Annotated in this window: 1 protein-coding gene; it reads left to right on the top strand. The window is 63.4% G+C overall.

The annotated features are described in order from the left end of the window. Window positions 1-12: 12 nt before the first annotated feature. Complete coding sequence (locus A8O26_RS03970; protein ID WP_064116863.1) at window positions 13-13,635, top strand: non-ribosomal peptide synthetase; 13,623 nt, start codon at window positions 13-15, stop codon at window positions 13,633-13,635. Window positions 13,636-13,643: the final 8 nt, after the last annotated feature.

Genomic DNA, 13,643 nt, shown 5'->3' with positions numbered 1-13,643 from the left:
GAGGACCACGGCATGCAGCAGTTGATTGAATCGGTAGGCGCGCTTTCTCCCGAGAAACGCAAGGCGCTGGCGATTCTACTGGGCAAACAGGGCATTAACCTTTATGGCATCGCGCCGATTTTCCGGCGCACCGAAGGTGAACCGCTGCTGTTGTCTTATGCCCAGGAGCGGCAGTGGTTTCTCTGGCAGATGGAGCCGGACAGCGCGGCGTACCACATTCCCACGGCGTTGCGCTTGCGCGGCGCCCTGGACATGGCGGTACTGCAGCGCAGTTTCGATACGCTGATCGAGCGTCACGAAAGTCTGCGCACCGGGTTTGCCCGAGGTGATCAGGACAAGGCCATTCAACTGATCAAGGCGCCGTATGCCTTGCAGATCGAGGTTCATGCCCTGGCGGGCGAAGTCGATGAACCGCGTTTGCGCGCGGCCATCGAAGCGCAGATCGCCCGCCCGTTCGACCTTGAACAGGATGCGTTGCTGCGCGTCTGCCTGTTGCGGTTGGCACCGGACGATCACGTTCTGGTGATGGTGCAACATCACATCATTTCCGATGGCTGGTCGATGCAAGTGATGGTCGGCGAACTGATTGAGCTCTATGCCGGGTTCAGTCGGGGCGCGCCGGCCACGCTGGCACCGTTGCCGATCCAGTACGCCGATTTCGCCCAGTGGCAACGCAGCTGGATGGACGCCGGTGAGCGCGAGCGGCAACTGAGCTATTGGGTCGAACACCTGGGTTCGGATCCGGGCGTGCTGGAACTGCCGGCCGACCATCCACGCCCGCTGGTGCAAAGCTATCGCGGCGCACGGCTGGATCTGCAACTGGACGCGGCATTGAGCAAAGGCTTGCAGGACCTCGCGCGCCGTGAAGGCGTGACGATGTTCATGCTGTTGCTGGCGGCGTTCCAGACCTTGCTGCATCGCTACAGCGGTCAGGATGACATTCGCATCGGCGTGCCGATTGCCAACCGCAACCGCGCGGAAACCGAAGGGTTGATCGGCTTTTTCGTCAACACCCAAGTCTTGCGCGCCAGCCTCGACAGCAGCATGCCGTTCAGCGCTCTGTTGGCCCAGGCCAAGCAAACGGCGCTGGGCGCGCAGGCGCATCAGGATCTGCCGTTCGAGCAATTGGTCGAAGCCCTGGCGCCGGAACGCAGCCTGAGCCGCAGCCCGTTGTTCCAGGTGATGTTCAACCATCAGAGCGGCGCGCGGCAGGCCAATCAGGCCATGCAATTGCCGGGGCTTGCGGTTGAAGGTGTGAACTGGGACAGCCTAACGGCGCAGTTCGACCTGACCCTGGAAACCCACGAGTCGCCGCAAGGCGTGTGGGCCTCGCTGATCTACGCCACGGACCTGTTTGAGGCGACGTCCATCGAGCGGATGGGCCGGCACTTGCAGGCGTTGCTCAAGGGCATCGTCAGCGATGCGCAACAGCGCGTCGGCGAGTTGCCGTTGCTCGATGCCAGTGAGCGGCAGGTGTTGCTGCACGACTGGAATCCTGTGGACGCTCCGTTTGCCAGCGATCTGTGCATTCATCAGTTGATCGCTCGCCAGGCGGCGCAGACCCCGGATGCACGCGCGGTGACCTTTGCCGAGAGGCACCTGACGTATGCCCAGCTTGAAGCGCGGGCCAACCCGTTGGCGCATGCCTTGATCGAACGTGGCGTCGGCCCGGAAGTACGGGTCGGCGTGGCGATGCAGCGCTCGGAGAATCTGCTGGTCGCGCTGCTGGCCGTGCTCAAGGCTGGGGGGGTGTACGTGCCGCTCGACCCGGATTACCCGGCCGACCGTGTCGCTTACATGCTCGAAGACAGCCGTGCGCTGTGCCTGCTGACCGAACGCGAGGTCGCCGCCAATCTGGCGATCGCGGCCGACACCGACGTGCTGCTGATGGACAACGCCGCCGAAGATTTTGCCGCGTACCCTGCGCATGCGCCGGACACGCGGGTGTCGGCCGACAACCTGGCGTATGTGATTTACACCTCCGGTTCTACCGGCAAACCGAAAGGCGTGGCGATTGCGCATCGCAACGTGCTGGCGCTGATCGACTGGTCGCAATCGGTGTACAGCCGCGACGATATTCAAGGCGTGCTGGCCTCGACCTCGGTGTGTTTCGACCTGTCGGTGTGGGAGCTGTTTGTCACCCTGGCCAACGGTGGCTCGCTGATCATCGCCCGTAATGCGCTGGAGTTGCCGCAGTTGCCGGCCCGCGATCAGGTGCGCCTGATCAACACCGTGCCGTCGGCGATTGCCGCCTTGCAACGCAGCGGCGAGATCCCGCCGGGCGTGCGCATCATCAATCTGGCCGGCGAGCCGCTCAAGCAAGCGCTGGTCGACACCTTGTACGCGCAACCGACGGTCGAGCATGTTTTCGACCTGTACGGTCCGTCGGAAGACACCACCTATTCGACCTGGACCCGGCGCACGGCCGGTGGCCAGCCGAGCATCGGCCGGCCACTGAAGCACACCGCCAGCTATGTCCTCGATGGCGAGCTGCAACCGGTGCCGCAAGGCGTTGCCGCCGAACTGTATCTGGCCGGTGCCGGCATCACCCGCGGTTACCTGGCCCGGCCGGCGTTGACCGCAGAAAAATATCTGCCGAACCCGTTCGGCGCTCCGGGCGAACGCTTCTACCGCACGGGTGACCTGACGCGTTATCAAGCTGACGGCAACCTGCAATACGTCGGGCGTATCGACCATCAGGTCAAGGTGCGCGGTTTCCGCATCGAGCTGGGCGAGATCGAAGCACGCCTGCTGCAACAAGACGCGGTGCGCGAATTGGCGGTGCTGGCGCAGGAAGGCGCGAGCGGTCAGCAACTGGTCGCCTACATCGTGCCGAACGGTGCCCTGGGCAATGCCGAAGAACAGGCGCGGCTGCGCGAAGTGCTCAAGGCCGGCCTGCGTGAACACCTGCCGGAGTACATGGTGCCGGCGCACTTGCTGTTCCTTGAACAACTGCCGCTGACCCCCAACGGCAAGCTTGATCGCAAGGCCCTGCCCAAACCTGATGCAGCGCTGGAACAGCACACCTATTTGGCGCCGAGCAACGACAACGAACGGCAATTGTGTGAGATCTGGCAGGCCGTGCTCGGGTTGGAGCAGGTGGGCGTCACGGATAACTTCTTTGCTCTGGGCGGTGACTCGATCATCTCCATTCAAGTGGTCAGCCGCGCGCGTCAGGCCGGTCTGCGCATTACCCCCAAGGATTTGTTCCAGTACCAGACCGTGCAAGGTCTGGCCCGGGTCGCCCAGCGTGGCGAGGCGGCATTCAGCATCGAGCAGGGCGCCGTCACCGGCAGCACACCGTTGCTGCCGTTCCAGCAACGATTCTTCGAACTGCAGATTCCTGAACGTCAGCGCTGGAACCAGTCGCTGCTGCTGAAACCTTCGCAGGCGGTCGACGCCAATGTCCTCGAACGCGCCTTGCAAGCGCTGGTGGCGCATCACGATGCCTTGCGCCTGAGCTTCAGCGAAGGCGCTGAAGGCTGGACGGCCACGCACCGTGCGCCGGATAACCAGGCGTTGCTGCAACAGGCGAGCGTGCAGCACGTCGACGAAATCGAAGCGGTGTGCGACGTCGCGCAAGGCAGTCTTGATCTGCAAAACGGCCCGCTGTTGCGCGCCGTGCTGCTGAATGTGGCCGACGGCAGTCAGCGCCTGTTGCTGGCGATCCATCACCTGGTGGTCGACGGTGTGTCGTGGCGTGTGTTGCTGGAAGATTTGCAGAACGCTTGCGAGCAACTGCAAAACGGCCAGGCAATCAAACTCGCGGCCAAGACCAGCCCGTTCAAGGACTGGGCACAACGCCTGCAAACGTTCGCCGCCGGCGAGCTGCATAACGAACTGGCGTGGTGGGCCGAGCAGTTGGGCGAGGCGCCTGCCGATCTGCCTTGCGACAACCCTGCGGCGACCTTGCAAAACCGTCACGCGGTCAGCGTGGAAACCCGCCTGAATGTCGATCAGACCCGCCAACTGTTGCAGCAGGCGCCCGCCGCCTATCGCACACAAATCAACGATGTGTTGCTGACGGCACTGGCGCGGGTGATCTGCCGCTGGACCGGGCAGGCCTCGACCCTGATTCAACTCGAAGGTCATGGCCGGGAAGAGCTGTTCGACGACATCGACCTGAGCCGCACCGTCGGCTGGTTCACCAGCCTGTTCCCGGTGTGCCTGACCCCGGCCATGGACCTGGCCGACTCGCTCAAGGCGGTCAAGGAACAACTGCGTGGCGTGCCGAACAAAGGCCTGGGTTTTGGAGCCTTGCGTTACCTGGGCGATGAGCATGCGCGACAGACCCTCGCCGCGCAGCCGGTACCGCGCATTACCTTCAACTATCTGGGCCAGTTCGACAGCCAGTTCGACGATGCCGCGCTGTTCGTGCCCGCCAGTGAAAGTACCGGCCGTGAACAGAGTTCGCTGGCACCGCTGGCCAACTGGCTGGACATCAACGGCAAGGTCTATGGCGGCGAGCTCAACCTCAGCTGGTCGTTCAGCCACGAAATGTTCAATCAGGCGACGATCCAGCGTCTGGCTGACGACTATGCGCAAGAACTCAATGCACTGATCGCCCATTGCTGTGAGGCGCACAACCGCGGCGTGACGCCGTCGGACTTCCCGTTGGCCGATCTGACTCAGGCGCAGCTCGATCAGCTGATCACCGATCCGCAAGCGGTGGACAACGTTTATCCGCTGTCGCCGATGCAGCAGGGCATGCTTTTCCACACCCTGTACGAACAAGGTTCGGGCGATTACATCAACCAGATGCGCGTGTCGGTGGAAGGGCTCGATGTCGAGCGTTTCCGTCAGGCCTGGCAAGCGGCGCTGGAGGCTCATGACATTCTGCGTACGCGGTTTGTCTGGGGCGGCGAGCAAGCACAGCCACTGCAAATCGTCGAACGCACGGCCACGCTGCCGTTCACCGTTCACGACTGGCGCGGCCAGCCGAGTGAAGCGCTGGACGCGCTGGCCGAGGCCGAGCGCAGCCGTCCGTTCGACCTGAACGAGGTGCCGTTGCTGCGCCTGGTGGTTGTGTGCACCGCTGCAGACCGTCACGAACTGCTCTACACCAGTCACCACATTTTGATGGACGGCTGGAGCAACTCGCAGTTGCTCGGTGAGGTGTTGCAACGCTATGCCGGGCAAGTGCCCGCAGCGACCATCGGCCGCTACAGCGATTACATCGCCTGGCTGCAGCGTCAGGACAGTCAGCTCAGCGAGCAGTTCTGGCTTGAGCGTCTGGCGCAATTTGATGAACCGACCCGCCTGGCCCAGGGGCTGGCGGATCGTTCGGCGAGCGCAAATGGCGGGACCGAACAGTATCAGCAGTGGATCGACGCCACCGGCACGTTGCGCCTGAGTGAATTTGCCCGTCAGCAAAAAGTCACCCTTAACACCTTGGTGCAAGCGGCATGGCTGCTGCTGTTGCAGCGTTACACCGGGCAATCGACCGTGGCGTTCGGCGCGACCGTGTCGGGGCGTCCGGCGAGCCTGCCGGGCGTCGAGCAGCAGGTCGGCCTGTTCATCAACACCTTGCCGGTGATTGCCCGTCCGGAACCGCAACTGACGGTCGGCCAGTGGCTGCAAACCGTGCAAGAACTCAACATCGCCCTGCGCGATTTCGAACACACGCCACTGGCCGATATCCAGCGCTGGTCGGGGCAGGGCAGCGATGGCCTGTTCGACAACCTGTTGGTGTTCGAGAACTACCCGATCTCCGAAGCGCTGGAGCAAGGCTCAGCGCTGGGCCTGAATTTCGGCGCGGTGGACACCCGTGAACAAACCAACTTCCCGTTGACGGTCGGGGTCAATCTGGGCGAAACCCTGTCGGTGCATTACAGCTTTGCCGCGGCAAGTTTCAGCCAGGCGGCGATTGCTCGTCTGCACGCACAACTGGCCTCGCTGCTGGAGCAATTCGTGCAGTCGGCCAATGCGCGTCTCGGCGCGTTGACCCTGCTCAGCCGTGCAGAACAGCACCGTTTGCAGGACAGCAATCGTGCGCAGCCGTGCACCGATCCATTGCTGGTGCATCAGCGCATTGCAGTGATTGCGGCGCAGCAGGCGCAACAAGAGGCCGTGCGTTGTGGCGATCAGGCGTTGACCTTCGCCGAGCTTGAAACCCAGGCCAATCGTCTCGCGCATGTGCTGATCAATGAAGGCGTCGGCCCGGAAGTGCGCGTCGGCGTAGCCCTGCCGCGCAGCCCATCGATGTTGGTGGCCTTGCTCGCTGTGCTCAAGGCCGGCGGCGCCTACGTGCCGCTGGACGCCAGTTATCCGCGCGAACGCCTGGCCTATCTGATCGAAGACTCGGGCATCGCCCTGTTGCTCACTGATTCGCAACTGCGCACCCAGTTACCGCTGAGTGCCGGTTTGCGCGCACTGGACCTGGACACGCTGCCCACCGCCGAATGGCCAGACGTTGCGCCGCAGATCGACGTGCAGGCGGAAAACCTCGCCTACGTGATTTACACCTCAGGTTCCACCGGCCAACCCAAGGGGGTGTGCGTGGCGCACGGCCCGTTGGCGATGCATTGCCAGGCCATCGGCCAGCGCTATGAAATGACCCCGGACGATTGCGAACTGCATTTCATGTCGTTCGCTTTCGACGGCGCACATGAACGGTGGCTGACCCCGCTGACCCATGGCTCGCGGCTGTTGCTGCGTGACGACAGTCTGTGGAGCCCGGAGCAGACCTATACCGCCATGCAGCAACACGGCGTGACGGTGGCGGCGTTCCCGCCGGTGTACCTGCAGCAATTGGCCGAGCACGCCGAACAGGTTGGCCAGCCGCCGGCAGTGCGCATTTACTGCTTCGGCGGCGACGCCGTGCCCAACGACAGTTTCGAGCGGGCGCGTGCCGCGCTGGCGCCGCAGTACATCATCAACGGTTACGGGCCGACCGAAACCGTGGTCACTCCGCTGATCTGGAAGGCCGGGCGCCATGACGAGTGCGGCGCGGCCTATGCACCGATCGGCACGCGTATCGGCGACCGCAGCACCTGTGTGCTCAGCGCTGATCTCAATGCGTTGCCACAGGGCGTGATGGGCGAGTTGTACCTGGGCGGCAGCGGGCTGGCCCGGGGTTATCTGGATCGTCCGGCGATGACCGCTGAACGCTTCGTACCCGATCCGTTCGGGGCGCCGGGCAGTCGTCTGTATCGCAGCGGTGACCTGGTGCGTGAGCGCGCCGATGGCGTGTTCGACTATCAGGGCCGCGTCGACAACCAGGTGAAAATCCGTGGTTTCCGCATCGAACTGGGCGAAATCGAAGCGCGTCTGCTGGCACTGAGCAGCGTGCGCGAAGCCGTGGTGCTGGCGCATGCCGGGCTCAGCGGCAAGCAACTGGTGGCGTATCTGGTGCCGGCGCAGCCGGTGGCAGAAGCCCATCTGGGCGAATGGCGCGACAGCGTGCGCAACACCCTCAAGGAGAGTCTGCCAACGCACATGGTGCCGGCGCACTTGATGGTGCTGGCGCACCTGCCGGTGACCCCGAACGGCAAGCTGGATCGCAAGGCGCTGCCGGCACCGGATGCCAGCCTGATGCAGAACAGCTACGTGGCGCCGCGCAACGACATGGAGCAACGCATCGCCACGATCTGGGCCGATGTCCTGCGCCTTGAACGGGTCAGCGCCACGGACAATTTCTTCGAGCTGGGCGGTGATTCGATCATCTCGATTCAAGTGGTCGGCCGTGCGCGGCAGGCCGGTATCCAGTTCACGCCCAAGGATTTGTTCCAGCACCAGACCGTGCAGGCACTGGCGGCAGTCGCGCAACTGGGCGGCACGCTGCTGAGCATCGACCAGGGACCGGTCAGCGGCGCGACGCCGTTGTTGCCGTTCCAGCAATGGTTTTTCGCCAGCGAAATTCCCCAGCGGCATCACTGGAACCAGTCGTTGTTGCTCAAACCGGCGATGACCCTGCACGCCGACAGCGTTGCGCAAGTGCTTCAGGCACTGGTTGCGCATCACGATGCCTTGCGCTTGTCGTTCAGTGAAACGACTGACGGCTGGACAGCCACTCACCGCCCGATCGAGCCTGCGCAAACACTGCTCTGGCAGCGCACGCTGACCGATCCGGGTGAAATCGAAGCCACCTGTCAGCAGGCTCAGGGCAGCCTCAATCTGCACGACGGTCCGCTGCTGCGAGGTGTGCTGCTCGATCTGCCCGACCACACTCAGCGTTTGTTGCTGGTGGTGCATCACCTGGTGGTCGACGGTGTCTCGTGGCGGGTTCTGCTGGAAGATCTGCACACCGCGTTCAGCCAGATTCAGGCCGGGCGCGAGGTCGCGTTGCCGGCCAAGACCAGTGCCTTCAAAGCCTGGGCCGAGCGCCTGCAGGCGCACACCGCCAGCCTCGATGATGAACAGGCCTTCTGGCGTGAGCACTTGCAGGGGGCGAGCGCCACGCTGCCGTGCGAGCGCCCGGACGGCAGCCTGGAAAACCGCTACGCGCAAAGTGTGCAGACGCGTCTTGCCCCTGAGCTGACCAAACAACTGTTGCAACAGGCCCCGGCGGCTTATCGCACGCAGGTCAACGACCTGCTGCTGACCGCACTGGCGCGCGTCATCAGCCGCTGGAGCGGGCATGCCTCGGCGCTGATTCAGCTGGAAGGTCATGGTCGTGAAGACCTGTTCGACGATATCGATCTGAGCCGCACCCTCGGCTGGTTCACCAGCGTGTTCCCGGTGCACCTGACGCCGGCCAGCGGGCTCGCTGATTCGATCAAGCAGATCAAGGAACAACTGCGCGCGATTCCCGACAAGGGCATCGGTTTTGGCGCCTTGCGTTATCTGGGCGATTTCTCGGCGCGTGAGGCTTTGGCAGACCTGCCAACGCCGAAAATCACCTTCAACTACCTCGGCCAGTTCGACAGCCAGTTCGACGACGCTGCGCTGTTTTTGCCGGCCGGCGAAATTGCCGGCAGTGACCTCAGCGATCGCGCCCCACTGGGTAACTGGCTGTCGGTCAACGGCCAGGTGTATGGCGGTGAACTGAGCCTGTCGTGGAGCTTCAGCGAGCAGATGTTCGACACTGCGACCGTGCAGGCATTGGCCGATGATTACGGGCGTGAACTGACGGCGCTGATCGACCACTGCGTGGTTCCGGGCAACCACGGCCTGACGCCGTCGGACTTCCCGCTGGCCGCGCTGAGTCAGGCGCGTCTGGACGGTTTGCCCGTGGCGGTCGCGGACATCGAAGACATCTATCCGTTGTCGCCGATGCAGCAGGGCATGCTGTTCCACACCTTGTCCGATGATGGCGACGATCTCTACGTCAACCAGCTCAACCTGTCGGTGGAAGGCCTCGATATCGAGCGCTTCCGGGCCGCGTGGGAATGCGTGGTGCAGCGCCACGAAATTCTGCGCACCTCGTTCCACTGGCAAGACAGCCAGGCGTCACCCGTGCAGATCGTCCACCGTCAGGGCGTGGTTGACCTGCAAGCGCTGGACACGCCGATGGATGAAGCGCAACTCGCCGAGTTCGCCCGTCAGCAGCGCGTTCAGGGCTTTGTGCTGGACCGCATGCCGTTGCAGCGCACGCGCCTGATTCGTCTGGGGGCGGACAAGTACCAATTGATCTGGACCAGCCACCACATCCTGATGGACGGCTGGAGCAGTTCGCAGTTGTTCGGCGAGGTGCTGCAGCATTACGCAACCGGTCAGGTTGAAGGCGAGAGCGGTCGCTATCGCGACTTTATCGCGTGGTTGCAGCAGCAGGATTCGGCGCAACTGCAGCAGTTCTGGCGCGGCCACTTGCAGACGCTGGTCGAACCGACCGCGTTGAGCCAGGCGATGCACCCGCGTCACGAGTCCGCCGAGCACGGTCACCAGGCGTTGTACACCCGTTGGGATGCACAGCAGACCGCCTTGTTGCAGCAGCATTGCCGAGCGCAGGGCATCACCGCCAACACGCTGATTCAAGGTGCATGGTTGCTACTGTTGCAGCGCTACACCGGTCAGCACAGCGTGGCGTTTGGTGCCACCGTGGCCGGACGCCCGGAGGGCTTGCCGAATGCCGGCAGCATGCTGGGCCTGTTCATCAACACTTTGCCAGTGATCCAGACCCTCGATCCGGCGCAGCCACTGAACGCCTGGCTGAGCAGTCTGCAGGCTTATAACCTCGACCTGCGTGAACATGCTCACGCACCGCTCGCGGACATTCAGCGCTGGTCGGGGCAGGGCGGGCAAGCCTTGTTCGACAGCATCATCGTGTTCGAGAACTACCCGATCGACCAGCGTCTGGAACAGGCACCGGGCGGCTTGCGCTTCGGCACCTCGGCCAGCCATGACGTGACCAACTTCCCGATGGACCTGGCGGTGCATCTGGGCGAAGAGTTCTCCATCGAGTACCTGTTCCTGCGTGATCGTTTCAGTGTCGAAGCGGTGGAGCAGATTCGCCAGACCATGGAAGTGTTGCTGCACAGCATGATGCAGCAGCCGACCGAGCGTCTGGGCAATCTGCAACGTCTGGCTGCGCCACAATGGCAGGCCTTGCAACAGTGGGGCGCAGAACCGGCGGCGGTGCACCGGCGCGAGCTGTTACCGGCGATGATTGCCGCACAACGCCCTGAGGCGATTGCCGCCGAATGTGCCGACGAGCAGTTGAGCTATGCGCAACTTGAGCGCCGTGCCAACCAGTTGGCGCATCATTTGATCGCGGCGGGTGCCGGTCCGGAAGTGCTGATCGGTGTCGCACTCGAGCGCTCGCTCGACATGCTGGTGGCCTTGCTCGCGGTGTTCAAAAGTGGCGCTGCCTACGTGCCGCTGGACATCGATTATCCGAGCGAGCGGCTGGCCTTCATGATCGAAGACTCCGGCATGCGTCAGATGATCAGCCGTGGCGCCGCCAGCCAGCGCTTGCCGCTGCCGGCGAACCTGCCATTGCTCGATCTCGATCATTTCGATGGCAGTCAATATCCGCACACCGCGCCGCGCGTGCAGACCTGTGATGACAGCCTCGCGTACCTGATCTACACCTCGGGCTCTACCGGTTTGCCCAAAGGTGTGGCGGTGACCCACGGACCGCTGAGCATGCATTGCCAGGCGATCCGCGAACTGTACGAAATGGACGCCAGCACCCGCGAATTGCACTTCATGTCGTTCGCCTTCGATGGCGCGCATGAGCGCTGGCTGACCACCCTGGCTTTCGGCGGCACCCTGGTGCTGCGCGATCATGAACTGTGGACGCCGGAGCAGACCAGCCACGCCTTGCTCAGCCGTTCGATCGACATCGCCTGCTTCCCGCCGGCCTACCTCAAGCAGGTGGCCGAGTACGTCGAGGCCAGCGGTATGGCCGTGCCGAACGTGCGCATTTACTGCCTGGGCGGTGACGCTGTGCCGGAGCAGACCTTGGCGCAAGTGCGCCGCGTGTTGCAGCCGCAGTTCATCACCAACGGTTACGGCCCGACCGAAACCGTGGTCACGCCGATGCTCTGGAAAGCGCCGAACGATGAAGCCTGCGCTGCCGCCTATGCGCCGATCGGGCGAGTGGTCGGCCAACGCTCGCTGTGGGTGCTGGACGACGACCTCAATCCGCTGCCACAAGACTTGTCCGGCCAGTTGTATATCGGCGGCTACGGGGTTGCCCGTGGTTACCATGGCCGTGCGGCCATCACCGCCGAGCGCTTCGTGCCGGATCCGTTCGGCGCGCCGGGCAGTCGTCTGTACCGCAGCGGTGACCTGGTGCGCCTGCGCCATGACGGCATCCTCGATTACGTCGGCCGTGCCGACCATCAAGTGAAGATTCGCGGCTTCCGCATCGAACTGGGTGAAATCGAAGCCTGCCTGCGCGCTCAGGACGGCGTCACCGATGCCGTGGTCATTGCCCGTGACGGCGTCTCGGGCAAACAGTTGATCGGTTACGTGGTCAGCGCCGACGACAACCCCGGTGACCGTCTGAAGACCCTGTTGCGCGCACAACTGCCGGAATACATGGTGCCGCTGCAGATCATTGGCCTGGCGCGCCTGCCGATCTCGCCGAACGGCAAACTGGACCGCAAAGCGCTGCCGGAGCCAGCGTTTTGCGCCGATCAATATCAGGCACCACGCAATGAGCAGGAATGTTGGCTGGCAGAGATATGGGCCGACGTGCTGCAAGTGGAACAAGTGGGTATCAGCGACAACTTCTTCGAGTTGGGCGGTGATTCGATTCTCAGCCTGCAAGTGATTTCCCGGGCGCGCAACCACGCGCAACTGAAACTGGAGATCAAGCTGCGCGACCTGATGCGCTTCCAGACCATTGGCAACCTGTTCGACCAGCAAGCGGTCGCCCGCTCGAGCCAGACTGCCGACAGCAGTCATGTGGCGCAGGCTGGCGCGTTTGGTCTGTTGCCGATCCAGGAGTGGCTCTTCGCCGAGGGCATGAGTGAACCGCAGCATTTCAATCAGGCGATGATGCTGCGTTCGCGCCAGGCACTGGATGCCCCGGCGCTGGAGCAGACGCTGCGGTTGATGCTCGAGCAGCATGATTCGTTGCGCCTGCGCTTCTATCAGGATCAGGGCCGCTGGTTGCAGCACTATCAAACGTTGCCGGACAGCTTGCGCATTGCGGAGCGCAACCCGTTGCTGTGGCAACGGGAGATCAGCGACATCGAGCAACTCGACGCACTGGTCAACCAGGCCCAGCGCAGCCTCAACCTGCTCGAGGGGCCACTGATGCGCGGCCTGCTGGTGAACCTGCCGGACGGCGAGGTGCGTCTGCTGTTGGTGGTGCATCACCTGGTGATCGATGCGGTGTCGTGGCGGGTATTCCTGCAAGACTTGCAACTGGCCTACGAGGCGTTCAGTCAGGGCCGCGAGCCGCAACTGGCGCAGCGCACCAGCAGCTATCGCGCCTGGGCCGATGGCCTCGCGGCGCAGGTGCCGGCACTGGTCGAGCAAGAGCTGGATTACTGGCTGGCACAGCTGGATCAGCCGAGCAAGGATTTGCCGTGTGACAACCCGCGTGGCAAGAACCTGGTGCGTTTCCGCGAAGAAACCTTCATGGGCCTCGACGCCACCCGCACCGGGCAATTGCTCAAGCAGGCGCCAGCGGTGTACGGCACGCAGATCAACGATCTGCTGCTGACGGCGCTCGGTCGTGTGCTGTGTCGCTGGAGCGAGACCGAGTCGGTACTGGTGCAACTGGAAGGGCACGGCCGTGAAGACCTGGTCGAAGGGCTGGACCTGAGCCGCACGCTCGGCTGGTTCACCACCATGTTCCCGGTACGGCTGGCGCCGTTGACCGAGCAGGATTTCGGCGCGTCGATTCTGGCGGTACGCGAACAGTTGGCGGCGGTGCCGCAGAAGGGCGTCGGCTACGGCGCGTTGCGCTACATGGCTGATGCGTCGGTGCAACAGCGTCTGGCGGCGTTGCCACAGGCGCGACTGACCTTCAACTACCTGGGGCAGTTCGACCAGACCTTTGATGAGCAGGCGATGTTGATGCCGGCGGACGAGCACATCGGCGACGTCTACAGCCTGGACGCCAACCTTGGCAACTGGCTGGAAATCGTCGGTCAGGTGTTCGACGGCAAGCTGTCGATGCGTTGCATGTACAGCACCCGTCGCTTCCGCCCAAGCACCATCGAGACCTTGATGCAGCAGTATCAGGCCGAGCTGGAAGCGCTGGTCGAGCATTGCCTGCAACAGTCGGCGCACTGAGCCGGTCT

It is taken from the genome of Pseudomonas fluorescens, assembly GCF_001648775.1.
Classification (GTDB): Bacteria; Pseudomonadota; Gammaproteobacteria; order Pseudomonadales; family Pseudomonadaceae; genus Aquipseudomonas; species Aquipseudomonas fluorescens_M.
The sequence above is the reverse complement of the archived record's forward strand: the minus strand, read 5'-3'. Positions and strand labels throughout refer to the sequence as shown.

Coding starts and splice junctions, on each gene's coding strand:
- A8O26_RS03970 (WP_064116863.1), top strand. CDS start 13: ATGCAGCAGTTGATTGAATCGGTAGGCGCGCTTTCTCCCGAGAAACGC.